We start from the raw sequence: 25,039 nt of genomic DNA on the forward strand, positions 1-25,039 counted from the left end.
TGGATATTGCACTGCGCCCGCCCGGGATGGATAAGCGCGCAGGCAATCGAACATTGAGGTTTTCATGCGCATTTCCACGCTCGCCCCTGCCGCCCTTCTGCTCAGCCTGTTCACCCTGTCGGCCCAGGCCGCTGACCTGAACGCGCTGAGCGGCGCCCTGAGTGCCCAGCTCGGTGGCGGCAACGCCGGCGACTGCCAGCAGCAACCCAAAGACCTGCAAGCCAAGATCGACGCGGCCAATGCCAAGAACGATCTGTTGAAAGTGCGGGCATATGAGGCTGCGCTGGAGCAGGTCAACAAAGCTTGCAACAAACTCGCCGACAGCCAGGCAAAAGTCGACGCCAAGCAGCAAAAACAGCAGGCCAAGGCTGAAAACAACGACGCTGTGAAGGCCTTGGGCGGCCTGTTCAAGTAAACAGAAATACCCGGTAAAAAGCCCCGCTCGGTCGGGGCTTTTTTGTGGGCGCGTGGATCACTTAGGCTGGGCGCCCTTTTCGAGCAAGGATGCTCATGATGCACGTATTACTGGCTGCTCTCATAAGCGCCCTGCCAGCCTGGGCCTGGGCCGAAGCCTGTCCGGATAACGTTCACTTGCAGTTGGAAACCCTGTCCAGGCAAATCCAGCAGTGGGACGACAGCTACCATCGGCAGGGCCAATCCCTGATCAGCGATGAACTCTACGACCAGGCCCGCAAGCGCCTCGCGCATTGGCAAGAATGCGCCCGCCAGCAGCCCCCCAAGGCTGATAACCCGCTAGCCAGTGCGCGCGGCACCCTACGTCACCCGGTCGCGCACACCGGCCTGCAAAAGCTGCCGGGCGAGCCTGCCGTCAGTGACTGGCTTAGCACACGCCGGGATGTATGGGTCCAACCCAAGGTCGATGGCGTCGCGGTGACCCTGGTGTATCGCCAAGGCCGCTTGCACCAGCTCATCAGTCGGGGCGACGGCCTGCTGGGGCACGACTGGTCAGCCTCCGCCGCCAAGATCCCCGGCATTGTCCAACAGTTGCCCGACGCCGTTGACGTGGTGCTGCAAGGCGAACTCTATTGGCGCCTCAACCACCATGTGCAAGCGCTCAAGGGCGGGCTCAATGCACGCAGTAAAGTGGCTGGCCTGATGAACCGTCGCCAGTTGAGCGACGCCGAGGCGGCAGGGATCGGCCTGTTCGTCTGGGCATGGCCCGACGGCCCGAAGGACTTCACCGAACGCCTGGCCACCCTGGCGCGCTGGGGGTTTAGCGACAGCCAGCAGTACAGCCAACCCGTCGCTTCCATTAGCGAAGCTGCGCATTGGCGCACGCACTGGTACAACGCGGCATTGCCTTTCGCCAGCGATGGCGTGGTGCTGCACCAGGCTGCGCGAGCGCCCGCCGAGCGCTGGCAAGCCAGTGCGCCGTATTGGTCGGTTGCCTGGAAGTACCCTGCCATCAAGGCCCTGGCCCTGGTACGCAATGTCCACTTCAGGGTGGGGCGCACCGGGCGCATTACTCCAATCCTCGAACTGGAACCCGTGCGGCTGGATGATCGGCAGATCAGCCGGGTCAGTGCCAGCTCCCTGAAACGCTGGCAAGCCCTGGATATCCGCCCCGGCGATCATGTGTCGATCAGCCTGGCGGGCCAGGTGATACCGCGACTGGACGAGGTGATCCTGCGCAACGAGACGCGCGTGGACCTGCAGGTACCCGACCCTCAAGACTTCCACGCTTTGAGCTGCTGGCAACTGGACCCCGGCTGCGAAGATCAGTTGCTCGCCCGCCTCACCTGGCTGAGCGGCAAACACGGCCTGGCCTTACCCCATATGGGCCGTGAAACCTGGAACGTATTGATTCAGGCCGGTCTAATCGCAGGCTTTCTCGATTGGTTGACCCTGGATGCGGCCGAGCTTGCTACCATTGAGGGCTTAGGCGAGCGGACCCGTGCGCGGGTGCTCGACAGTATTCAAAGCGCCCGGCAACGCCCTTTTTTACAATGGCTCCGCGCCTTGGGCATACCGCCAGCGGCGCGCAACAACCTGGAAGGTAACTGGCAGACGCTGGTCGCCAAAGACCCCCAAGCCTGGCTGGCCTCAGACGGCATTGGCCCGGGACGCGCGGCGCAACTCAGCGCTTTTTTTCGCGACCCGCAGGTACAAGCCTTGGCTGAAACATTACGCGTAGCCGGGATAGATGGGTTTTGAACACCCCCGGCCACCTGATTGCGAACTTGGAGCTTTATATGAAATTTCTCGCCCCCTTTGCCTTGCTGACCGTCGCAAGCTTCATGGCCACGCCACTGTTGGCCGCCGAAGACGTACAACCCCTCACCGGCTGCGCCGCCAAGCGCCAGGCCATCAGCAGCCAGATCGAACAGGCCAAGGCCCACGGTAACCGCGCCCAGCAGGCCGGTTTGGAAAAAGCCTTGGACGAAGTCACTACCCACTGCACCGATGCCGGCTTGAAGAAAGAACGTGAAAACAAAGTGCTCGACGCCAAGCACGAAGTCAGCCGCCGTCAGGCCGACCTCGACAAGGCTATGAAAAAAGGCGACCCGGACAAGATCAACAAACGTAAGGAGAAGCTGGCCGACTCGCGCAAAGAGCTGCAAGACGCGGTGGAAGAACTTGACCAGTAAAACCGGTCAATGATCGCGGAACTGTTTATGGCAGGCGCTGCAGGCATCTTCAACTTTTTGCACCGCAGGTTGCAGGCTGCTGGCCTTGTAGGGCTGCACTTGGCTGGCGATCACCAATTCACCGGTGGCCGCCTCAAGATCGCGGGCCAATTGTTGGAACTGCGCCTGTTTTTGCCACACATCATCTTTGGCACTGGTGTGGTCTTCTTCGCGCACGCTCGGGAAATGCTTCCACGGCTCATGGGACAACGCATCCAGTTTGACCGCACCCTCGGCGAACTTGGCGCCGTCAAATGGGATACGCCCGCGCAGCATCCCGCCCAGGTCTTCACCAGTCTTGAGCATCTGCTTGAAGATCGCCTTGCGCTGGCCCAGGGGGGAATTGGGATCAACACCGCCACAGGCAGACACTGCCAGGCAGGCCAGCAATACAACGGTCAATTTTTTTAACATCATCATGGCTTCAAGGTCACGGGAAACGGCGGCCAGTATCCTCGCACCGCCCGCAAAGACCAATAGCCCTATTAATAATAAGGGTTGCCCGAATGCAGTGAAGCACGGGCAATCGTTTCAGGAATTGCTTGCATGAATGTCACCTTCAAACCCTGGGGCCGGCGCCTGGCGTGGGCTCTGCCAATGTTCGCGCTACTGGCCGGCTGCGATGCCGGTAAAGACGCCGGCAAAGAAGCTGCCCAGGAACCCACCAAACCTCACGCCGTTGCCACCTACGTGAGCGCACCGTGGGAAGCCTTGCCGAGCGTTTCCGACAGCGACTTGCTCGCCGGCTTCGAATCCTGGCGCAGCGCCTGCCAGCGCCTCAAGGCCGACCCGATCTGGGGCCCGACCTGCGCGACAGCGACCAGCGTTCCGGGCGATGCCGTGGCGGTTCGTGGCTTTCTCAAGGAACACCTGGATGTCTTCGGCCTGCGTTCGGCGGACAACACGCCAAACGGCTTGATCACAGGTTATTACGAGCCGGTCTACCCCGGCAGCCTGACCAAGACCGCCACCGCCCACGTGCCGGTATACGGCGTGCCGGACGACCTGATCATCGTCAACCTCGACAGCATCTACCCGGAACTCAAGGGCAAGCGCCTGCGCGGGCGCCTGGAAGGTCGTGTGCTCAAGCCGTATGACGACGCCAGCACCCTCAACAGCCAAGGCTCCACCGCCAAGCCGATCGCCTGGCTGACCGACCCGATGGACCTGCAATTCCTGCAGATCCAGGGCTCGGGGCGTATTCAACTGGCCGGTGGGCGCCAACTGCGTGTGGGTTACGGCGACCAGAACGGCTACCCGTACCGCCCCATAGGCCGTTGGCTGGTGGAACAAGGCGAACTGAAAAAAGAAGACGTGACCATGGCCGCCATCAGCGCCTGGGCCAAGGCCCACCCGCAGCGCATTCCAGAACTGTTGGCGAGCAACCCCAGCTACGTATTCTTCAGCGCCCGCCCCGACAGTAACGAAGGCCCGCGCGGTTCGCTGAACGTGCCATTGACCGCCGGCTACAGCGTGGCGGTGGATCGCAAGGTGATTCCGCTGGGCAGCCTGTTGTGGTTGTCGACCACCAAGCCGGACGGCACGCCACTGGCACGCCCGGTCGCCGCGCAGGACACCGGCGGCGCAATCACCGGCGAAGTGCGCGCAGATCTGTTCTGGGGCACAGGCAATGCCGCAGGCGAGTTGGCGGGAAATATGAAACAGCAAGGGCAGATCTGGATGCTGTGGCCCAAAGGCGTGGCGTTGCCACAGGTGCCGGATGCGCCTGCCGGCACCTGACAACCTCTGATAGTCAATGTGGGTGGGGGCTTGCCCTGATCCCAGCCAGTTATCGCAAATCCCCTGTGGGAGCGGGCTTGCCCGCGAAGGCGGCGTGTCAGTCACTGCATCTGTTACTGCACGACCGCTTTCGCAGGCAAGCCAGCTCCCACATTTAATTGATCAACAGCAGGGCTTGCTCCCTCCCGCATAGCGACGGCGTCATCCCTCAGATCGAGACGAAGAAGAAACTCGCAATCAACGCCATACCCACGGCCCACACCAGCGAACGCAAGATCGCCCAGTCCGCCAGGTAGCAAATGATGTACAGCAGGCGGCTGGTGATAAACAGCACTGCCAGCACGTTGATCGTCACCAGTTCGGCGTTGCCGGCCAGGTGCGCAATGATGACTGCGGCGGCAAACGCCGGGGTCACTTCGAAACTGTTGAGTTGCGCGCTATGAGCACGCTTGGCGACGCCTTCCAGGCTCTCGAGGAAGGCACGCGGGTCGTGGTTATCCCGTGGCCCGAACTTGCCTGTACTGAACTTGGCCACACCGGTGCAGATGTACGGCAGAAAGATTGCGATCAACACACACCATAAAGCGACTGTCATCACCGATTCCTTTTAGTTTTATCCGACGGTTAGAGTTTCATCACCAACATGCCAATCAACACCAACCCACAGGCTATGAGCCGTGGACGGCCAAAAGGTTCTTTCAAGTAACGCATACCGAACAGCACCACCAGAATCACACTGACTTCGCGCAGCGCGGCGGCTTCGGCAATCGAGCCCAACTGCATGGCCCAAAGTACCAAAGCGTAGCTCAACAACACGCATAACCCCACGCTCAACCCCAACCGCCACTGGGTGCGCCAGAACAGGCTGAAGGCTGCACGCTTGCGCACCAGCGCCAGCAGCGGAAACGGCCAGGCGCTGATCAGCGTCAACCACACCAGGTAATCCAGCGGGTGCGACCAGCGCCGCAACGCCTGCCCGTCCAAAAAGGTGTAACAGCCAATGCACAGGCCGATCAGCAACACCACGGGTAGCATCGACCAGGGCAACCGGTCACCGCCGCCGCCCTGCCACAACAGGCACACCATACCGAACGGAATCAGCAGAATCCCCAGGATTTGCTGGTTACTCAGCACTTCGCCGGCAAACACCAGGGTCAGCACCAGCACCACCAGCGGCGACAAACCGCGCATCAACGGATATACCAGGCCCAGGTCACCCACCCGATAGGCCTGGATCAACAAATAGCGATAGAGCAATTCAAACAGCGCCGAGGCAACGAGCCACGGCCAGAGTTCCAGCGGCGGCAAAGACACGAACCCCACCGCCAATACCACGAACAGCAGCGCCACACTGTCCATGCAAGCGATGACTAAAAGGCGCTCGCCACTGAACTTGATCAAGGTGTTCCACGTCGCATGCAACAGCGCCGCTACCAGCACCAGGGCTGTCGCTACCACCAGAACCTCCTTAATTGATACGTCATGTAACAGCACCTGTTTATACTAAACCCCGATTCGACGCACCCCGTGCGCCTATATTTCCCTGCTCCAAGGACCCCGGATGCTTGAACTTGTCGCCGCTTTCATCTGCCTCACCACCCTGCTCACTTATGTGAACTTCCGTTTTATCGGCCTGCCGCCCACCATCGGCGTGATGGTCACCGCACTGCTGTTCTCGCTGATCCTGCAAGGCCTGAGCGTGCTCGGCTACCCAGGCTTAGAGGAACGCGTCCAACAGCTGATCGGCCAGATCGACTTCGGCGATTTGCTGATGAACTGGATGCTGTCGTTCCTGCTGTTCGCCGGCGCCTTGCACGTCAACTTGAACGACTTGCGCAGCTACCGCTGGCCCATCGGCCTGCTGGCAACCTTTGGCGTGTTGATCGCCACCGTGGTGATCGGCAGCCTGGCGTACTACATCTTCGCCCTGTTTGGCTGGCACGTGAGCTTCCTTTACTGCTTGCTGTTCGGCGCGCTGATTTCCCCCACCGACCCCATTGCGGTGCTCGGCGTGCTGCGGACCGCCAATGCCTCCAAACCGCTGAAAACCACCATCGTCGGCGAGTCGCTGTTCAATGACGGCACCGCCGTGGTGGTGTTTACCGTGCTGCTGGGCATCGCGCAGTTGGGTGAAACACCCACCGTGGGCGCCACGGCCATGCTGTTTGCCCACGAAGCCATTGGCGGCGTGCTGTTTGGCGGGCTGATCGGCTACCTCGTGTACCTGATGATCAAGAGCATCGAACAGCACCAGATCGAAGTCATGCTGACCCTCGCCCTGGTGATCGGCGGCTCGGCCATGGCTTCGGAGCTGCATGTGTCCGCACCGATTGCGATGGTGGTTGCGGGGCTGATCATCGGTAACCTGGGACGCAAGCTGGCGATGAACGACATGACGCGTCGCTACCTGGATGGTTTCTGGGAATTGCTCGATGACATGCTCAACGCGCTGCTGTTTGCGCTGATCGGCATGGAGCTGCTGCTATTGCCATTCAACTGGCTGCACGTGTTCGCGGCCAGCCTGCTGGCGGTGGCGATCCTGCTCTCGCGCCTGCTGACCGTGGCCCCGGCGATCCTGTTGCTGCGCCGTTGGCGCTCGGTACCACGCGGCACTATCCGCATCCTCACCTGGGGCGGCCTGCGCGGCGGCGTCTCGGTGGCATTGGCCCTGGCCCTGCCCCTGGGCCCTGAGCGTGACTTGTTGCTGAGCATCACCTATATCGTGGTGCTGTCTTCGATCCTGTTGCAGGGGTTGACGATCGGTCGCGTTGTCAGCCGCGTTACTGGGCCGCAGTAACCGCGCCGCGCAACACTTCAAGTAGGTGCCGCATCGCCAGTGGACGGCGCGGTGTCGAGCCGTACATGACTACCAGCTCGCGCGCATAGCACTGCGGGTTGCCGGCCGGTAACACACTGATGCCGTTGGAGGGCATGCCCGCCCACTGCGGCACCAGCGAAACCCCCATCCCTTGGGCGACCAGCATCAGGATAGTTTCCAGCGCATCCAGCTCACATAGCACCTCTGGGTCGAAGGACTGTTCATCCAGAAAGCGCTGGGCAATCTGACCGCCCCAGGAGCGTGCGTCATAGCGGATGAATGGGCGTTCACGTAACAAGGCAGCCAGCGCCTGCGCACCCCACTGGGCGGGCGCAACCAGAATCAAGGGTTCGGCACGCAGCAAGGCCATCGACAAGGCTTTGGGCGGTTGAAACGGCGGCCGTACCAGTATCGCCGCATCCAACTCCTGGTTGAGTAACTTCTCATAAAGGCTTCTGGAGTCGCCGGGTGTGATCTTCAGCCTCAGCTTGGGTGCTGACATTGTCAGACGCTCGATCACACCCGGCAAGACGCCGGTCAGCGCCGTGGAAATGGCCCCGATTTTAATTTCCCCCGATAACTCGTCCTGGCTCAGATGCTCCTGCAGCTGGCGCGCCTGTTCAATAACTGCCTGGATTCTGGGCAAGAGCAGCAAGCATTGATCCGAAGGCCAAGCGGCATGTGCCGTGCGCATGAGCAGCGTACAACCCAGCGTGCGCTCAAGCGCCTTGACCCGCAGGCTGATCGCCGCGGCACTACGATTTTCACGGCGCGCAGCGGCGGCTATCGACCCGGTTTCAATGACAGCGACCAGGCTCCTCAGGAATCGAACATCCATAAGTTTTCCTTTCGCTCAGACCAAGGCAAACCCGTTTTACCCTGGCGGCATCGCCTGTTTAACCTGACAGTTCCCCATCTGGAGAACCAGCCATGAACAGACCCTTTCACGCTGCATACCATGTTTATGACTTAGACGAGGCGCGCATTTTTTATCGAGATGTTTTGGGTTGCACCGAGGGCCGGTGCAGCGAGACCTGGATCGACTTCGACTTTTTCGGCAATCAACTTTCACTGCACCTCGGTACGCCCTTCCCAACCACACGCACCGGCCTGGTCGGTGAGCACCAGGTACTGATGCCACACCTGGGCGTGGTGCTGCCACTTGATGAGTGGCTGACGCTTGCCGAGCGCCTCACCCGCCTGGGCACGCGCTTCGAGATTCCACCCGTGACCCGCTTTGCCGGCGAACCTGGCGAGCAGCGCACGATGTTTTTTCTCGACCCCAGCGGCAACCCCATCGAAGTGAAAGGGTTCAAGCACTTCGAAGGGTTGTTCGCCCCGTAAATCCCTGACACTCACAACAATAAGGGACACCCCCATGACCACTAGAAAACCCACCAGTCTTATCACTCGCATCATGATCGGCCTGGCTGCCGGGATAATCGTCGGCCTCCTGCTCAATCAATTCCCCGAGCAAAAAACCTGGTTCATCGACAATCTGCTGCAACCGGCTGGCGACCTGTTTATCAAGCTGATGAAGATGATCGTCGTTCCCCTGGTATTTGCCTGCATGACCGTCGGCATCGCCGGCATGGGCAACCCGTCTGCCCTGGGTCGCGTCGGCCTGAAGACCTTCGTGTACTTCTTCACCATCACCAGCATTGCCATCGTCTTCGGGCTGTTGGTTGGCAATGTGGTGCAGCCCGGCTCGGGCGCCGAATTCGGCAGCACGCTGCAGGCACCGGCGACGGGACTGGCCTCCAGTGGCACCCCACAGAACCTGGGCCAGGTACTGCTGGCGATCGTGCCGGATAACATCGTCCTGGCCATGTCACAGGGCAAACTGCTGTCGGTGCTGTTCTTCGCGATCCTGTTCGGTTGTGCCTTGTCGTTGTTGCCCGAGGAGCGCAAAGCGCCCTTGATCAGCGTGATGCAAAGCGTCTCCGACACCATGTTCAAAGTCACCCATCTGGTCATGCATTACTCGCCGATAGGTATTTTCGGCCTGATCGCGGTCACCGTCGCCAGCTTTGGCCTCAGTGCGTTGTTGCCGCTGGCCAAACTGATCGGCACGACCTATGTCGCGGTGCTCTTATTTGCCCTGTGTGTATTGGGTGCAGTGGCACGCTTGGCCGGCGTCGGCTTTTTTCACCTGGTGCGGGAAATACGCAGTGAACTGCTGCTGGCCTTCAGCAGTGCCGCCTCGGCGACGGTCATGCCTCAACTGATCGAGAAGATGGAGCGCTATGGCGCGCCACGACCCATTACCAGCATGGTGATCCCACTGGGGTACTCGTTCAATCTGGATGGTGCATCGCTGTTTGCCGCACTCGGCACGCTGTTCATCGCCCAAGCGTATGGCATCGACTTGAGCCTGGCGGATCAAGGCATGCTGGTCTTGATCATGGTGCTGACATCAAAGGGCGCGGCGGGCGTGCCAGGCTTCATGTTTATCATCCTGACCGCGACGTTGACCGCGGCCGGGCTTCCCGTGGAGGGTGTGGCAATCATCGCGGGCATCTATCGTCTGATGGATATGCCCGTCACAGCCCTGAATGTACTGGGCAACGCATTGGCCCCGCTGGTAATTGCTCGCTGGGAAGGTCAGCTCAAGGCACCCGACAGCACGCTGGCCTGCGAACCTCCCAGCGTGCCCTTCAAGGCCTGACGCGTCAGCCAGGGTACTGTCAGACTTTGCCCTTATCCTGACGGGGCTTCGCCTGTGTGTGAGATTGAGCAACAGCAGGCATGGACGCCTCGCTGCGAACCTGCGCATGGCTGATCAACGCAAAGATGAAGCTACCCCCGATGATGTTGCCGGCCAGGGTCGGCCCGGCGAAGACCAGCCAGAAATCCTTCCACGGCAACTCGCCGGCAAACACCAGGTAGGACACTTCCGCTGAACCGACGACGATATGGGTGAAGTCGCCCAGTGCCATGAAGTAGGTGATCAGGATGATAATCCACAGCTTGGCACTCTCCATCGACGGAATCATCCAGACCATGGTGGCGATCATCCAACCGGAGACGATGCCCTTGGCGAACATCTGCGCGGGGTCGTTCTCCATGACCTTGCGCCCGATCTCGAGGAAGGCCAGGTCGGTCTTGGTATCGAAGATCGGTAGGTGCAGCATCACGTAGGCCACCAGCAAGGTGCCGCACAGGTTGCCCACCAGCACCACCGTCCACAGCCGTAACAAGCGCCCGGCGTTGGCCAGAGTCGGTTTGCTCATCACCGGCAGCACGGCGGTCAGGGTGTTTTCGGTAAACAACTGCTGACGAGCAAGAATCACCGCGAGAAAGCCTGCGCAATAGCCAAAGCTGGCAATGACCTTGAATTCATCACCGTCCGGCAGGCGTGAATTGAGCAGGCCCATGCCCATTAGCGACAAGCCCATGGTCAGGCCAGCGGCCAGCGCCGACCACCACAACGCTGCCACACTGCGCTCTAGCTCCTGATCGCCCTGGGTGCGGATAATTTCGTGTAATACAGCCGCGCGAGGCGGCTGGTTCTCGTCAACGTTTTGCTGCTCTTCCTGCGACAGGTTGGGGGTCTTGCCGTCTGCTTGAGTGGCCATGATGTACCTGAGTCCAAGGGGTGCCTGTAGCTACGACACGCCGCGACGATGGCTGTTCAGTGGCACCGCAACTAAACCGGAATACGCCAGGCCTTGGCCTGCTCCACGGTGGTAGAGCTGAAGGGTTTACTCCAGGGTTTATTGCGCGCTCGGTAATGTTTGACGATGCCATCAAGCACACGGTTGAACTCCGCTGGCGTCGTCGCCTCGCCCAAATCCCGCACCGCACGTTGCAATAACTCAACGTTGGCAGCCGGTTGGCCAGGACGGTATAGCGAGGGGTAAATGACTTCGCGGATAAAATTCTCTGCCTTCACGCCGATATCGCGTTTTTGCATTTCCGCGACGGCGCTGGTCAACACTTTGGACAGGCCTGAGCCATTGCTCGACGCCTGCTTGGTGCCCACCTGCAGCAGTTGCTGGAAATTACGCTGGCCTGGCGCATTCAGGCGCTTGCCCAGCCACTCGATATCCTCGGGTCTACGGGCGAGCGCATCCAGATTGCGCAGCGCCGAGGCTAATTTCGGCGTGATCACCAGCGACGTGCTGGTTTGATTCGCCTCGGCAATCGCAGTGTCCAACGCCTGTAACGCTTGCTGCGCGTCTTTGCGAAAGCGCAACGCCTCGGCGCCGGCCGCATCGTTTTGCAGGTCAACTTGCACGCTGGCGAGCATTTGATCATCCATCGCCATCACGGCATCGTTCAGCGAGGGGAACTCATGACGCTCACGCTCCAGCTCACGCTGTTGCAGATGCCCTGACACCGTCTGGCGAGCCTGGGCCTGCAAATGCTGTTTCTGCTCGGGGGTCATGGTGAAGTTGACGGTACCATCGAGCAGGCCGCGAAAGTCGCCTTTGTCCGAGTTCAGCGGCAACGTGACCGTTTGTTCCGAGAACGCCTGGAGCCGGTCATTCTGGTAGCTTTCAGCGGCGGTGTGTGGCGTGCCGGTGAACGTGTCGGCCAGAAAGCTGAAAAAACCACCGCTCCTGGGCGGCGCTGATGCCTTGTCAGACTCGAACTTGACGATCAGCGCTTCGTCCTTGCCCAGGGGGCTTTCCGGGAACGAGCGCTCGATGACACCTGGCGCAGGGGTATTGAGCAGCAACCCGCCGTCCTGAAACGCCGTGACCTGCGACGCCGCCTGGAACCCGTGACCCTGCTCGGTGGGGCTCTTGAACAGCCCAGGCAGGGCGCCCGAAATAAGCGCGGCGCGGCCGATATCCATATCCGGTGTCAGGTTGGCATTGAACACCACCAACTGCGGGCGGCCATCGAACATGCCCGTGCCGGTGATGTTCAGTTGCTTGATCGCCGGAATATGCCGGCTCAACACTTCCAAGTCGCGAAAAGTCGCCCCACCACCAACGCTGAGCCGTTCGGCAATTGCTGTAACTTCCGGGGGACGGTTGGCTGGGGGCATACCGGCGATATGGGCGAGAATCGATTGACGCGATTCGTTGCGGATCAAGTCCTCCAGCGGCTGCCCCTCGGTTTGCAGGCGCGGCAGCAACGTCAGCAGCAGTTGAGAGATATTTCCAACCGGCCCGGGCAGACTTCTGACGAGCTTGCCGAGCTCGGAACTGGCTTCCTGCAACCAAGCCGTGACAGGGTCTTTGCTGTTGAGCAAGCGGGGCAGGTCTAGGTTATTCGACAGTTGCGTAAAGGCCTTGGCATCCATGCCGCTGGCGAGCAGTGCTGCGCAAATCGCACCGGCAGATGAGCCGGAAACCACTTTTACGCCTTTGAGTTTGTCGGCCTCTTCAAGCGCTTGCACCATGCCTGGAAAGGCGATGCCCTTGGCGCCACCACCACTGAGCACCAGGTGAGCGGGCGGCGGCGGTGACACCACCACCTCCACACGCCCATCGCTGTGACGATAAATACTCAGGTTGCGCTCGCCCACACCTTTGACCAAGGGCACCTTGGCGCCCTGGTCGCTGATTTGCGGCGATGGGGGGTGATTCTCTACAACAGAACTGGAGACTTTCATACACAAGGCTCTCTCTACAGGATGTAGGCCTGAGTGATGAGAGAGCCTCAGATAGATCCACGCGGAATGATTTGGTAAAGCAAATCAGGCCGCGGGGTTGTTACTCGGGAAGACTGTCGTCCTTGAACTGGTCCTTCACGTACTTGATTTCGGTACGGCCGTGGGGCGCCGGCAAACCGTCTTCGCCCAGGTTGACGAAGACCATTTTTTCCACGGTCAGGATGCTTTTGCGCGTGATCTTGTTGCGCACTTCACAGGTCAGGGTGATGGAGGTGCGGCCGAACTCGGTGGCAGTGATGCCCAGTTCGATGATGTCGCCCTGGCGTGAAGCGCTGACAAAGTTGATTTCCGAGATGTACTTGGTGACCACGCGCTGGTTGCCGAGCTGGACAATCGCGTAGATGGCCGCTTCTTCGTCGATCCAGCGCAGCAAGCTACCGCCGAACAGAGTGCCGTTGGGGTTGAGGTCTTCGGGTTTTACCCATTTGCGGGTGTGGAAGTTCATGGTCACTCCAAAGCGTCTTGCGAAATGATGGGCAACATCATGGCAGAGCCCAGGCCCAAGCTCTATGAGCCATTGCCTATCAACCCCATGCGCGATCTTCATTGCCACCGACAGAAAGGCTTGGGAAGTGCCACATACACGGCTATAATCGCCTCCGTTTCAAAACGGTCATCTTCGATTGATACCGTTCTCCCGCCACCTGTCCGAGGGGCGCTGCAGCAGGTTAAACCTGTCAGGCTCGGATGGGGCGTTGTCCGGCCTGGTTGCCTTGGCCTGATACTAAACGCACAACGGCGCCCATTCGCACACTACGAATGGAGGCTCTCTATGAGCGCTGTAATGACGCCTGCTGATTTCAATGACTACAAAGTCGCCGATATGTCCCTCGCTGCCTGGGGCCGTCGCGAAACCTTTATCGCCGAATCCGAAATGCCGGCCCTGATGGGCCTGCGTCGCAAGTACGCCGCTGAGCAGCCGCTCAAGGGCGCCAAGATTCTCGGCTGCATCCACATGACCATCCAGACTGCCGTGCTGATCGAAACCCTGGTTGCCCTGGGTGCCGAAGTGCGTTGGTCGTCGTGCAACATCTTCTCGACTCAGGACCAGGCCGCTGCCGCTATCGCTGCTGCCGGTATCCCGGTATTCGCCTGGAAAGGCGAGACTGAAGAAGAGTACGAGTGGTGCCTGGAGCAAACCATCCTCAAAGATGGCGCGCCTTGGGATGCCAACATGATCCTGGACGACGGCGGCGACCTCACCGAGTTGCTGCACAAGAAATACCCGCAGATCCTCGACCGTGTCCACGGCGTGACCGAAGAGACCACCACCGGCGTACACCGCCTGCTGGACATGCTGGCCAAGGGCGAGCTGAAAATCCCGGCCATCAACGTCAACGACTCGGTGACCAAGAGCAAGAACGACAACAAGTACGGCTGCCGTCACAGCCTGAACGATGCGATCAAGCGCGGCACCGACCACCTGCTGTCGGGCAAGCAAGCCCTGGTGATCGGCTACGGTGACGTGGGCAAGGGTTCGTCCCAGTCCCTGCGTCAGGAAGGCATGATCGTCAAGGTCTCCGAAGTTGACCCGATCTGCGCCATGCAAGCCTGCATGGACGGTTTCGAAGTGGTTTCGCCGTTCATCAACGGCCAGAACGACGGCACCTCCGCCTGCATCGACGCAGCCCTGCTGGGCAAGATCGACCTGATCGTCACCACCACCGGTAACGTGAATGTGTGCGATGCGAACATGCTCAAGGCCCTGAAGAAGCGCGCCGTTGTCTGCAACATCGGCCACTTCGACAATGAAATCGACACAGCTTTCATGCGTAAGAACTGGGCATGGGAAGAAGTGAAGCCGCAGGTACACAAGGTTCACCGTACCGGCGCTGGTGATTTCGACCCACAGAACGACGACTACCTGATCCTGCTGGCCGAAGGCCGCCTGGTGAACCTGGGCAACGCCACTGGTCACCCAAGCCGCATCATGGATGGCTCGTTCGCCAACCAGGTGCTGGCGCAGATCTTCCTGTTCGAACAGAAGTACGCCGACCTGTCGCCCGCCCAGAAAGCCGAGCGCCTGACCGTGGAAGTACTGCCCAAGAAACTCGACGAAGAAGTGGCCCTGGAAATGGTCCGCGGCTTCGGCGGCGTCGTGACTCAACTGACCAAGACCCAGGCCGACTACATCGGCGTGACGGTTGAAGGTCCGTTCAAGCCGCACGCTTACCGCTACTGATCGGCCTTGCTGGCGCCGGCTCTTCTGTGGGAGCCGGGCTTGCCCGCGATGCAGACGCCTCGGTGTTCCAGTAACACCGAGCTGATGCTATCGCAGGCAAGCCAGCTCCCACAGAAAGCCAGGCACCCGCATCGATTGCGTATGCCTTCCAGGCTTTCGAGTTTCCAAGGGTATTACCATGTCCCAAGACCGTCGCTACAGCTTCGAGTTCTTCCCGACCAAGACCGATGCTGGGCATGAAAAACTGATGGCCACTGCCAAGCAGTTGGCCAGCTTCAACCCTGACTTCTTCTCCTGCACCTACGGCGCTGGCGGTTCGACCCGTGATCGCACGATCAACACCGTGTTGCAGCTGGAAAGTGAAGTCAAAGTTCCCGCCGCTCCGCATCTGTCCTGCGTGGGCGACAGCAAGGCCGACCTGCGTAGCCTGCTGACCCAATACAAAGCCGCCGGCATCAAGCGCATCGTTGCCCTGCGTGGCGACCTGCCATCGGGTATGGGCATGGCCAGCGGTGAGCTGCGCTACGCCAACGACCTGGTGAGCTTCATCCGCGAAGAAAGTGGCGATCACTTCCATGTCGAAGTAGCCGCTTACCCGGAGATGCACCCCCAGGCGCGCAATTTCGAAGACGATTTGCAGAATTTCGTGCGCAAGGCCAATGCCGGTGCCGACAGCGCAATCACCCAGTATTTCTTCAACGCCGACAGCTACTTCTACTTTGTCGAGCGAGTACGGGCGATGGGCGTGAACATCCCAATCGTGCCGGGCATCATGCCGATCACCAATTACAGCAAGTTGGCGCGCTTCTCCGACGCCTGCGGCGCCGAGATCCCACGCTGGGTGCGCAAGCAACTGGAAGCCTATGGCGATGACGTCAAAAGCATCCAAGCGTTCGGCGAGCAGGTTATCACCGAGATGTGTGAGCAATTGTTGCAAGGTGGTGCGCCAGGGTTGCATTTCTATACCCTGAACCAGGCTGAACCCAGCCTTGCCATCTGGAACAACCTCAAGCTGCCACGTTAACGCTTGACCGGTTGTACCAAGGCCCTCGTTCTGACGAGGGCCTTTGTCGTTTTACGTTACCCACGGAACCCCGCAGTCCATGAATACAGTGCCCCCGACGTCCCGCCCGCAACTGGTTTACCTGGTCTTCGGCGCCGACACCTACCATCAGGAAGCGGTATTCAGCATCGCCAGCGCACTGGCGTTCCTGCAGGACACACCGGATGCGAACATCGACATCCAGGTATTCAGCGACAACCCCGAGCCCTATCGCTTGCTGCCGGTGCGCGTGCGCCCACTGGACGAAGCCACCCGCAAACGCTGGAGCGAGCCCCACGGTTATCACTTTCGCACCAAGCACGTGGTGCTGCGCCAAGTCCTGCAAGAATCCCCCGTGGCGCTGCTGATCGACACTGACACCTTCTTCCATCATTCGCCCATGGCCCTGTTCGAACGCGTAGAGCCCGGCACCCTGCTGTGCAACGCCTTTTACACCAAGTACGGCGACAACCACGAAAGCATCCTCTACACCGCCCTGCGTCAGCGCCTGCTGGACATGGGCGTGGCCGACGATGACATGATGACCCTCAACTCCGGCGTCATGGGCCTGACCCAACAGGATGCGCACATCCTCGACCGCTCCATCGAGTTGATGGATGAACTGTTCCCCCATGCCCAAGGCGCCTACACCCTGGAAGAGTTCTGCCTGTCGATCGCCGCCTACCGTACCGTAAAGGTGCGCGAGTGCCCGGACCTGATCCACCATTACTGGAGCCGCAAACAGCTGTTCCGGGCCAAGGTCAAGGCGTGGATCGCCAAGCACGCGAGCGCCCCCACCAGTGCGCAGGCCCTGGCCGATACGCGTCAGGTCTCCTCGCACCTGCCGCGCCCGCCGCGTTTGCAACGCTTGATGTACAAGCTGATCACCCTGCTGCTGCCCAAGCACCAGCAACAATTCATCCGCGAAATCCTTTACGGCTGCTACGAACACGAAAACGAGTTCGACCAGGCCTGCGGTCCGGTCTGGTGGGACAAGGCCCGACAAAACCAGGAAGAACGCCAGAAGCGCCCGCTTGATGCACACCAGTTGGAACACTGGTTTGCCAACCCCCTGGTGCGCCTGATTCTGGGCGAGCGCCGCGCCGCGATCCACGAACACCTGCTGAACGCTCCCGCGAAGTAAGACCGCCCGCCAATGCGCGTGCCAGAGCTTCTCTTTCTTCGGGGAGCGTCGTAACCTCAGGCTATGCCCGTCCTCTTCAAGCTGTTGACCGCTGCGTTTTTTTCTTGCCTGAGCCTAGCCGCTCATGGCGAGAAACTGCGCATTGTCACCGAACCCTGGGCGCCCTATGTCTACGAAGACAACGGCACCATGGCCGGCCTGGATTATGAAACCACAGTGATCGTGTTCCAGCGCCTGGGGGTGGAGGTGCAATGGCAGTTCCTGCCCTGGAAGCGCTGCCTGGCGATGCTCGACCAGGGCCACGCCGACGGCGCGCTGGATATCTTTCACAGCCAGGAGCGCGACGCGTTGCTGCTCTATCCCAGCGAGCCGTTGTCGGAAGTCGAATTCGTTTTGTTCTATGCCAACGAACGCCCTCACCCCGCCGCCACGCTCGACGACCTGCGCGGCCTGACGGTTGGCGTTTCACCTGGTTACCTTTATGGCGACGCGTTCAGTGAGGCCAACACCTTCCAGCGCGAACCCGCCCCCAGCCATGAAGCCAACTTTGGCAAACTCATGCTGGGGCGCGTCGATATGGTGGTGACTGACCGGCGCGTGGGGCACCACGTGCTCAAGGCCCTGGGCCTGGAAGGTAAAGTCAGCCAGGCATCGGTGGTGGTCAGCCGCCAGCAGCAATTTCTTGCGGTACGCCGTGGCGCAGGCATGGACCTGCTGGTGCAACGCTTTGCCGCCGAGCTCAAGCGCTTCAAGCAAGAGCCCGCCTATGCCACATTGAGCGCCAAATATGGGCGGATGCACGAGCAAACAGCCCCCATACCAGCCCCCGAACACGCCGTTGAGCAGCAGGAAAGCAGCGCGCGGTGATTGCTCTGTTATACTGCGGCCTTTCCGCCAGGCTTACGCCCGGCCGCTCGGGTCTTGAAAACGGCACCCAACCCAGCTACTGCGCAGCTTTGCAGCCCGCGCGAGCCGATGGAGTGCCCGCCAGACACAGCAGGACCGGACGGGGTTGCGCTCCCCTAAGCGCCATTCACGCCCGGCAAGATTATCCCTTTGGGCCAAGCCCTAACTAAAACAGGATTACTCATGTCCTTTGCTTCCCTCGGTCTCTCCGAGGCTTTAGTCCGCGCCATCGAGGCAGCGGGCTATACCGAGCCTACTCCGGTGCAACAGCGGGCCATTCCCGCCGTGTTGCAAGGTCGCGACCTGATGGTTGCGGCTCAGACAGGTACTGGTAAAACCGGCGGTTTCGCCCTCCCGATCCTGGAGCGGTTGTTTCCCAATGGTCACCCGGACAAATCCCAACGTCACGGCCCGCGCCAACCGCGCGTACTGGTCCTGACCCCAACCCGCGAACTCGCAGCCCAAGTGCACGACAGCTTCAAGCTGTATGCCCGCGACTTGAAGTTCGTCAGCGCCTGCATCTTCGGCGGCGTCGGCATGAACCCACAGGTTCAGGCCATGTCCCGTGGTGTCGACGTGCTCGTAGCCTGCCCGGGTCGCTTGCTCGACCTGTGCGGCCAAGGCAGCGTCGATTTGTCCCACGTGGAAATCCTCGTGCTGGACGAAGCCGACCGCATGCTCGACATGGGCTTTGTCCATGACGTGAAAAAAGTCCTCGCCCGCCTACCGGCCAAACGGCAGAACCTGCTGTTCTCGGCAACGTTCTCCCAGGACATCACCGCTCTGGCCGGCAAGCTGCTGCATAACCCGGAACGCATCGAAGTCACGCCGCCGAACACCACGGTCGAGCGTATCGAGCAACGCGTGTTCCGCCTGGCCGCCAGCCACAAGCGCTCGCTGCTGGCGCACCTGATCACCCACGGCGCGTGGGAACAGGTGCTGGTGTTCACCCGTACCAAGCACGGCGCCAACCGCCTGGCAGAGTACCTGGACAAGCACGGCCTCACCGCCGTCGCCATCCACGGCAACAAGAGCCAGAACGCACGCACCAAAGCCCTGGCCGACTTCAAGGCCGGCAGCGTGCGTATCTTGGTGGCCACCGATATCGCCGCACGCGGCCTGGATATCGACCAGTTGCCACACGTGGTCAACTTCGAGCTGCCAAACGTCGATGAAGACTATGTGCACCGTATCGGCCGTACCGGCCGTGCCGGTCGTTCGGGCGAGGCCATTTCGTTGGTCGCGCCGGATGAAGAAAAGCTGCTGAAAAGCATCGAACGCATGACCAAGCAGAAAATCGCCGATGGCGACCTGATGGGCTTTGATGCCAGCGCCGTGGAGGCCGAGAAGCCAGAAGCGCGCGAGCGTCCAGACGTGCGCAACCCGCGCAACCCACGTGGTCCGAAGGGCGATGGCCCGAACGGCGGCGGTGGTGGCGGTGGTCGTCGCGACAAAGGCAAGGACAAGGGCAAGGAAAAAACCGCGAGCAGCAGCCGTGGCGAACGCCCGGCCCGTGAGCAGAAGCCCCGTGAAGGCACCCCGGCCCGCGAACAGCGCCAGCCGAGCCAGCCACCACGCGCCGCGGCCGACCGCGCCCCGGACGAGTTCCTTGACGACGATATCGATAACTTCGGTAACCGCGTCGACTACGTGCCCCAGGCCAAACCGGCCCAGGGCCGTGGCCGTCGTCCAGGGGCTCCTGCCCAGGGCGCAGGCGCTCCACGTAGCGGCCAGCCACAGGGCGGTCGCCAGAACGCCCCGCGCAACAGCAGCGGCGGCACCACTGGCACCCCGCCTGCCAAGCGCAGCGGCCCGCGTAATGGCGCACCGCGTGACGGCCAGGCCCGTCGCGAAGATTCACGCAGCAACAACCGCCGCCCTGCCCGTGACGATCAGCCTCGCTCGTCCGAGCCTGCAGTACAAAACCCACGGGGTGGCCCGGCGCCGAAGATCATCCACAAGGAGTCGAAAGCGGATCGCTTCCCGACACCTGAGCAGTTGGATCAACTGCCAGGCCGCCCTCGTGGTGAGAAACCAGCGCTGCTGACTCGCAACCGCGAAGCATAAAAAAAACCCGTATCGTGAGATACGGGTTTTTTTGCCTGTAGGAGCTAGCTCGCGAAGGTCGTCAACGATAACGCGGGCATCCTGGTTTAACGCGGTGTCCTTGCGGCCTTCGCGAGCAAGCTCGCTCCTACATACGAAGCATTACTTCGCTTTCACACCTTCAAACGTGATGTACAACTGCACGTTGTCAGACTGTGGACCTACGTCCATGCCGTCCTTGTTGAATTCCTTGCGGCTGATGTTGGTGGTGCCTTCGAAACCGGCACGGTAGCCGCCCCATGGATCCTTGCCTTCGCCCAGGAACGTGGCTTTGACCAGGATCGGCTTGGTCACGCCGTGGAAGGTCAGGTCCCCGGTCACATCAGCAGTCAGCTTGCCATCAGCATTTTTGCCAGTTGGCTTGACGCTGGTGGAAACGAACTTGGCATCAGGGAATTTGCCCGACTCCAGGAAGTCCTTGCTGTTGACGTGCTTGTCGCGCTCGGCGTGGTTGGAGAACACGCTGGCAGTACGCACGTTGACTTCAATCTTGGCGTCTTCGGGCTTGGCGGCGTCAAAGCTGAACTTGCCATCCAGGTCCTTGAAGGTACCGGTGATGTAGCTGTAGCCCAGGTGGCTGATTTTGAAATCGACGAAGGCGTGCTGGCCTTCCTTGTCGATCACGTAGTCAGCGGCCATCGCCGAACCTGCGGACAGCAGGGCAGAACCGATTGCCAGCGCAGCGAGTGTTTTTTTCAACATGCTTTCTATTCCTTGTGAGTCGAGGTTGAACATCAGGCTTTGCGTCCCAGCATTCGCGCAAGGGTCGCATCACGATCGATAAAATGGTGTTTCAGTGCCGCCACGCCGTGCAAGCCGGCGAAGACCACCAACACCCAGGCCAGGTACAGGTGCACCCAACCCGCGGTATCTGCCTGGTCCGGTAGACCGGAAACCACGGCAGGAATTTCAAACAGGCCAAACACCGGGATACCGACACCGTCTGCGGTGGAAATCAGGTAACCGGCAATCATCACGGCAAACAGCCCGACATAAAGGAACGCGTGCCCAAACGCGGCGCCGATCCGCGTCATGCGGCTATAGGTGGCCAGCGGTGGGGGCGGCGGGCTGACCAGGCGCCAGACGATCCGCACCAGCATAATGGCGAACAGCGTGATGCCAATGCTCTTGTGCAAGTCGGGCGCATCTTTGCGCCAGGCGCTGTAGTAATCGAGACCGACCATCCACAAGCCCAGGGCAAATAAACCGAACACCACCAGGGCTACGCCCCAGTGCAGAACCATGCTGACCCAACCATAGCGGGCCGGCGAATTACGTAGCTGCATGTACTTAATCCCGTAAGAACTGTGCCCAAGACTAGCGCTTTACCTATCGAATTAAAGCGGAAAATTTTGCTTTGAAATATCGAGAAATACGATAAAGAGGCTAGGCATCATAAATTAACAAGGGATTAAGACTATCCCTGGGAAACGTGACAGACCGTCCTGCATTTACTGCGAATTTCCCCACAATGGCTTGTGACCCGAGCCACCATTGCATAGGCTTGCGCGATTGTTTCGCCTGTGCCCGCCGCAGGACCGCTTCGAGGAGATCACCGATGGGCTTGAACAACCAGTGGATGCAACGCGACCTCGCGGTGCTGTGGCATCCCTGCACCCAGATGAAAGACCACCAGCAACTGCCGCTGGTGCCCATCAAGCGCGGTGAAGGCGTATGGCTGGAAGACTTCGAAGGCAAGCGCTACCTCGATGCCGTCAGTTCCTGGTGGGTCAACGTATTCGGCCACGCCAACCCACGGATCAACCAGCGTATCAAGGATCAGGTCGATCAGCTGGAGCACGTGATCCTCGCCGGTTTCAGCCATCAACCGGTGATCGAGCTGTCCGAACGCCTGGTCGCGATGACGCCCGAAGGGCTGACCCGCTGCTTCTACGCCGATAACGGTTCGTCCTGCATCGAAGTGGCGCTGAAGATGAGCTTCCACTACTGGCTCAACCGCGGCCAGCCGAACAAAAAGCGCTTCGTCACCCTCACCAACAGCTACCACGGCGAAACCATCGCCGCGATGTCGGTGGGCGACGTGCCGTTGTTTACCGAGACCTACAAGGCGTTGCTGCTCGACACTATCAAGGTGCCGAGCCCGGACTGCTACCTGCGTCCCGAAGGCATGAGCTGGGAAGAACACTCGCGCACCATGTTCATGGCGATGGAACAGACCCTGGCCGACCATCACGACACCGTTGCCGCCGTCATTGTCGAACCGCTGATCCAGGGCGCCGGTGGCATGCGCATGTACCACCCGGTGTACCTCAAGCTGCTGCGCGAAGCCTGCGACCGCTACGGCGTGCACCTGATCCACGACGAAATCGCCGTGGGCTTCGGCCGCACCGGCAGTATGTTTGCCTGTGAACAAGCCGGCATCCGCCCGGACTTCCTGTGCTTGTCCAAGGCCCTTACCGGCGGTTACCTGCCGCTGGCCGCGGTGGTTACCACGGAAGACGTCTACAGCGCGTTCTACGATGACTACCCCACACTGCGCGCCTTCCTGCACTCCCACAGCTACACCGGCAACCCGCTGGCCTGTGCGGCGGCGTTGGCAACGCTGGATATCTTTGAAGAAGACAACGTCATCGAGAACAACAAGGCCCTGGCCCAGCGCATGGCGACCGCCACCGCGCACTTGGTGGACCATCCTCACGTGTCGGAAGTGCGCCAGACCGGCATGGTGCTGGCTATCGAGATGGTGCAGGACAAAGCCACCAAGGCCGCCTACCCGTGGCAGGAGCGCCGTGGCCTGAAGGTCTTCGAGCACGCGCTGGAGCGCGGTGCGCTGCTGCGGCCGTTGGGCAGCGTGGTGTATTTCCTGCCGCCTTATGTAATTACCCCCGAGCAGATCGACTTTCTGGCCGAGGTGGCCAGCGAGGGGATCGATATCGCCACCAACAGCAAGGTCAGTGTGGCGGTGCCGAAAGATTTCCATCCAGGCTTCCGTGATCCGGGTTGATTGCCTAAATCCTTGTAGGAGCGAGCTTGCTCGCGAAGGCATTCCAGGCGCGCCGCTGCGCCTATATAAACTTCTTCAGAGAACAGAAATGAGACTGTCCCGCTTTTTCACCGACACCCCGCTGAGCCTCGGCGATCACGAACTGCCCGAAGCCCAGGCGCATTACATCAGCCGTGTGTTGCGCATGGGTGAAGGCGATGCCGTGCAACTGTTCGACGGCTCTGGCCAGGAGTTTAGTGGCACCTTGCTGGAAGTCGGTAAAAAACGCGTCACCGTGCAACTCACCGATAGCTTTGCCGGCCAAGCCGAATCGCCCCTGCATATTCACCTCGGCCAGGGCCTGTCCCGGGGCGAGCGCATGGACTGGGCGATCCAGAAGGCCACTGAATTGGGCGTCAACGCGATCACACCGATCTTCAGCGACCGCTGCGAGGTACGCCTCAAGGACGAACGCGCCGACAAGCGCTTGCTGCACTGGCGCCAGGTGGCAATCAGCGCGTGCGAGCAATGTGGGCGCTCAACGATGCCGGTGATTCACCCTCCGCTCTTGCTGGCAGACTGGCTCAAGCAAACCGAGGCGGACTTGAAGCTGGTGCTGCACCCGGTGGCAGAGCCGATGATCAGCCACGCCAAGCCATCGAGCCTGGCGTTCTTGATCGGTCCCGAAGGGGGGCTCACCGATAATGAAGTCGCGACCGCCCAAGACGCCGGCTACCACGCCGCTCGCCTCGGCCCGCGGGTGTTGCGTACCGAGACCGCCCCCGTCGTCGCACTCTCCGTCGCCCAACAACTCTGGGGCGACTTCTAACCTCACCCTGTAAACCCAATCAACTGTGGGAGCTGGCTTGCCTGCGATAGCGGTGTTTCAGGCAGTTAATTTACAACTGACAGACCGCTATCGCAGGCAAGCCAGCTCCTACAGTTTTATCGGGTTACCCAAGGCTTACTCCACTGGGTCACTCACCGGCTTGGCGATGATCGCTTTCAACTCGCTGGTCATCGGGAACTCCAGGTTCAAGCCCTTGGGCGGAATCGGCTGCTCGAACCAGCGCTGGTAAATCCCGTTGATCTCTCCCGAGCGGTACAGCTCGCCCAGGGTTTCGTTGACCACCGCGAGAAACTGCGGGTCATCCTTGCGCACCATGCAGCTGTAGATCTCCCGCGACTGCTCCTCGCCGACCACCACCCAGTGATGCGGGTCCTTGGCCTTGGCACGCTCGCCGTAGAGCAACGCGTCGTCCATATAAAACGCTACGGCCCGGCCAGTCTCGAGCATCTTGAACGCTTCGCCATGGTCCTTGGCGCTGATCACGAACATATTGGCTTTGTGTTCAGCGTTATAACTTTTGAGGAAGCGCTCATTGGTGGTGCCGGCAGTGGTCACCACATTTTTGCCCGCTAGGTCGGCAAAGCCTTTGATCCCGCTGTCCTTGGCCGTGAGCAACTGGCCCTTTACGTAGATAAACCCGTAGGAGAATGCCACCTGCTTCTGCCGCTCAGCCGTCACGCCAGTGGAGCCGCACTCCAGGTCGACAGTGCCGTTCTGCACCAGCGGGATGCGGGTTTGGGACGTCACCAGGTTGTATTTCACCTTGAGGTCGCCCACTGAGGTTTTCTGCTGGATACGCTCGACAATCTTGTTTGCCAGGTCCACCGAGTAGCCCATCGGTTTACCACTGCTATCCCCCACGTAGGAAAACGGCACCGACGCATCGCGGTAACCCAGGGTGATGGACTTGGCGCTGGCGATCTTGCTCAAAGTGCCCGCCAGCGGCGCTTCGGTTGCATGCGCCTGCGCGCCCCACAAAAAGCCCAGGGTGCAGCCGGTCAACAGGATCTTTTTCATTGTTATTCTCCGT

At 60.5% G+C, this 25,039-nt stretch carries 24 protein-coding genes and 1 riboswitch; of the genes, 14 read left to right on the forward strand and 10 right to left on the reverse strand.

Annotated elements, in window-relative coordinates:
• Positions 1-64 precede the first annotated feature (64 nt).
• The 3 genes from JMV15_RS05385 (at position 65) to JMV15_RS05395 (ending at position 2,609) form a co-directional block, all read left to right on the forward strand.
• A complete protein-coding gene (locus JMV15_RS05385) occupies positions 65-415 on the forward strand; it encodes a DUF1090 family protein (protein ID WP_014720281.1) in 351 nt (116 codons plus the stop codon).
• A 95-nt stretch (positions 416-510) separates the two neighbouring features.
• Positions 511-2,175 carry an NAD-dependent DNA ligase LigB gene (ligB, locus tag JMV15_RS05390; protein ID WP_038451802.1) on the forward strand — a complete coding sequence of 555 codons (1,665 nt, stop codon included), beginning with the start codon at positions 511-513 and terminating at the stop codon, positions 2,173-2,175.
• 38 nt (positions 2,176-2,213) lie between these two features.
• Positions 2,214-2,609 (forward strand): DUF1090 domain-containing protein, encoded by a 396-nt coding sequence (locus JMV15_RS05395; RefSeq protein WP_014720283.1) that lies wholly within the window; start codon positions 2,214-2,216, stop codon positions 2,607-2,609.
• A gap of 6 nt (positions 2,610-2,615) precedes the next feature.
• On the opposite strand, the gene JMV15_RS05400 is transcribed toward JMV15_RS05395, so the two are convergent.
• Entirely contained in the window at positions 2,616-3,065 is a 450-nt protein-coding gene (locus JMV15_RS05400; RefSeq protein WP_019817443.1) for a c-type cytochrome, read from the reverse strand.
• A 129-nt stretch (positions 3,066-3,194) separates the two neighbouring features.
• Here JMV15_RS05400 and mltA point away from each other — a divergent pair, with 129 nt between their 5' ends.
• Positions 3,195-4,388 (forward strand): murein transglycosylase A, encoded by a 1,194-nt coding sequence (mltA, locus tag JMV15_RS05405; protein ID WP_019817442.1) that lies wholly within the window; start codon positions 3,195-3,197, stop codon positions 4,386-4,388.
• Between the two features lie 208 nt (positions 4,389-4,596).
• Here mltA and JMV15_RS05410 read toward each other — a convergent pair whose 3' ends face one another.
• Positions 4,597-4,983: an MAPEG family protein gene (locus JMV15_RS05410; protein ID WP_014720286.1), complete on the reverse strand. Its 387-nt coding sequence runs from the start codon at positions 4,981-4,983 to the stop codon at positions 4,597-4,599.
• Between the two features lie 29 nt (positions 4,984-5,012).
• Positions 5,013-5,846 carry an EamA family transporter gene (locus JMV15_RS05415; protein ID WP_019817441.1) on the reverse strand — a complete coding sequence of 278 codons (834 nt, stop codon included), beginning with the start codon at positions 5,844-5,846 and terminating at the stop codon, positions 5,013-5,015.
• A gap of 103 nt (positions 5,847-5,949) precedes the next feature.
• On the opposite strand from JMV15_RS05415, the gene JMV15_RS05420 reads away from it, so the two are divergent.
• The gene (locus tag JMV15_RS05420; RefSeq protein ID WP_014720288.1) at positions 5,950-7,185 is read left to right on the forward strand and encodes a cation:proton antiporter; all 1,236 of its coding nucleotides are present in this window, start codon (positions 5,950-5,952) and stop codon (positions 7,183-7,185) included.
• On the opposite strand, the gene JMV15_RS05425 is transcribed toward JMV15_RS05420, so the two are convergent.
• Positions 7,169-8,044, reverse strand: coding sequence for a LysR substrate-binding domain-containing protein (locus JMV15_RS05425; protein WP_014720289.1), 876 nt, complete (start codon positions 8,042-8,044; stop codon positions 7,169-7,171). The two genes, JMV15_RS05420 and JMV15_RS05425, sit on opposite strands and share 17 nt — an antisense overlap.
• Positions 8,045-8,136: 92 nt before the next feature.
• Here JMV15_RS05425 and JMV15_RS05430 point away from each other — a divergent pair, with 92 nt between their 5' ends.
• Both JMV15_RS05430 and JMV15_RS05435 read left to right on the forward strand, forming a co-directional pair.
• Positions 8,137-8,550 (forward strand): VOC family protein, encoded by a 414-nt coding sequence (locus JMV15_RS05430; protein ID WP_014720290.1) that lies wholly within the window; start codon positions 8,137-8,139, stop codon positions 8,548-8,550.
• A 34-nt stretch (positions 8,551-8,584) separates the two neighbouring features.
• Positions 8,585-9,874 carry a cation:dicarboxylate symporter family transporter gene (locus JMV15_RS05435; RefSeq protein WP_231125692.1) on the forward strand — a complete coding sequence of 430 codons (1,290 nt, stop codon included), beginning with the start codon at positions 8,585-8,587 and terminating at the stop codon, positions 9,872-9,874.
• Positions 9,875-9,893: 19 nt separating this feature from the next.
• On the opposite strand, the gene JMV15_RS05440 is transcribed toward JMV15_RS05435, so the two are convergent.
• The 3 genes from JMV15_RS05440 to JMV15_RS05450 all read right to left on the reverse strand — a co-directional run bounded on the left by JMV15_RS05440 (position 9,894) and on the right by JMV15_RS05450 (position 13,280).
• Entirely contained in the window at positions 9,894-10,784 is an 891-nt protein-coding gene (locus JMV15_RS05440; RefSeq protein ID WP_014720292.1) for a formate/nitrite transporter family protein, read from the reverse strand.
• Positions 10,785-10,855: 71 nt separating this feature from the next.
• Positions 10,856-12,775 carry a patatin-like phospholipase family protein gene (locus JMV15_RS05445; protein WP_038451812.1) on the reverse strand — a complete coding sequence of 640 codons (1,920 nt, stop codon included), beginning with the start codon at positions 12,773-12,775 and terminating at the stop codon, positions 10,856-10,858.
• A 100-nt stretch (positions 12,776-12,875) separates the two neighbouring features.
• Positions 12,876-13,280, reverse strand: a complete 405-nt coding sequence (locus tag JMV15_RS05450) for an acyl-CoA thioesterase (RefSeq protein WP_003194988.1) — start codon at positions 13,278-13,280, stop codon at positions 12,876-12,878.
• Between the two features lie 199 nt (positions 13,281-13,479).
• A riboswitch (S-adenosyl-L-homocysteine riboswitch) is annotated at positions 13,480-13,586 on the forward strand.
• A 21-nt stretch (positions 13,587-13,607) separates the two neighbouring features.
• On the opposite strand from JMV15_RS05450, the gene ahcY reads away from it, so the two are divergent.
• From ahcY to JMV15_RS05475, 5 genes are all read left to right on the forward strand, one after another.
• Positions 13,608-15,017, forward strand: coding sequence for an adenosylhomocysteinase (gene ahcY, locus JMV15_RS05455; protein WP_003194990.1), 1,410 nt, complete (start codon positions 13,608-13,610; stop codon positions 15,015-15,017).
• A 178-nt stretch (positions 15,018-15,195) separates the two neighbouring features.
• Positions 15,196-16,041, forward strand: a complete 846-nt coding sequence (metF, locus tag JMV15_RS05460) for a methylenetetrahydrofolate reductase [NAD(P)H] (RefSeq protein WP_014720294.1) — start codon at positions 15,196-15,198, stop codon at positions 16,039-16,041.
• Between the two features lie 79 nt (positions 16,042-16,120).
• Positions 16,121-17,203 carry a hypothetical protein gene (locus JMV15_RS05465; protein WP_019817436.1) on the forward strand — a complete coding sequence of 361 codons (1,083 nt, stop codon included), beginning with the start codon at positions 16,121-16,123 and terminating at the stop codon, positions 17,201-17,203.
• Between the two features lie 63 nt (positions 17,204-17,266).
• A complete protein-coding gene (locus JMV15_RS05470; protein WP_038451815.1) occupies positions 17,267-18,070 on the forward strand; it encodes a substrate-binding periplasmic protein in 804 nt (267 codons plus the stop codon).
• Positions 18,071-18,292: 222 nt separating this feature from the next.
• Positions 18,293-20,176 carry a DEAD/DEAH box helicase gene (locus tag JMV15_RS05475; RefSeq protein ID WP_014720297.1) on the forward strand — a complete coding sequence of 628 codons (1,884 nt, stop codon included), beginning with the start codon at positions 18,293-18,295 and terminating at the stop codon, positions 20,174-20,176.
• 141 nt (positions 20,177-20,317) lie between these two features.
• On the opposite strand, the gene JMV15_RS05480 is transcribed toward JMV15_RS05475, so the two are convergent.
• Positions 20,318-20,917: a YceI family protein gene (locus tag JMV15_RS05480; protein ID WP_014720298.1), complete on the reverse strand. Its 600-nt coding sequence runs from the start codon at positions 20,915-20,917 to the stop codon at positions 20,318-20,320.
• A 32-nt stretch (positions 20,918-20,949) separates the two neighbouring features.
• Positions 20,950-21,501, reverse strand: a complete 552-nt coding sequence (locus JMV15_RS05485; protein WP_019817734.1) for a cytochrome b — start codon at positions 21,499-21,501, stop codon at positions 20,950-20,952.
• Positions 21,502-21,773: 272 nt separating this feature from the next.
• Between JMV15_RS05485 and JMV15_RS05490 the strand changes: the two genes are divergently transcribed.
• Positions 21,774-23,180, forward strand: a complete 1,407-nt coding sequence (locus JMV15_RS05490; RefSeq protein WP_038451818.1) for an adenosylmethionine--8-amino-7-oxononanoate transaminase — start codon at positions 21,774-21,776, stop codon at positions 23,178-23,180.
• A gap of 88 nt (positions 23,181-23,268) precedes the next feature.
• Entirely contained in the window at positions 23,269-23,988 is a 720-nt protein-coding gene (locus JMV15_RS05495) for a 16S rRNA (uracil(1498)-N(3))-methyltransferase (RefSeq protein ID WP_038451820.1), read from the forward strand.
• 135 nt (positions 23,989-24,123) lie between these two features.
• Here the strand turns inward: JMV15_RS05495 and JMV15_RS05500 are convergent, their stop codons facing one another.
• Positions 24,124-25,026, reverse strand: a complete 903-nt coding sequence (locus tag JMV15_RS05500) for a transporter substrate-binding domain-containing protein (RefSeq protein WP_019817737.1) — start codon at positions 25,024-25,026, stop codon at positions 24,124-24,126.
• Positions 25,027-25,039: the final 13 nt, after the last annotated feature.

This window comes from Pseudomonas paracarnis, from assembly GCF_904063055.1.
Taxonomy (GTDB): domain Bacteria; phylum Pseudomonadota; class Gammaproteobacteria; order Pseudomonadales; family Pseudomonadaceae; genus Aquipseudomonas; species Aquipseudomonas paracarnis.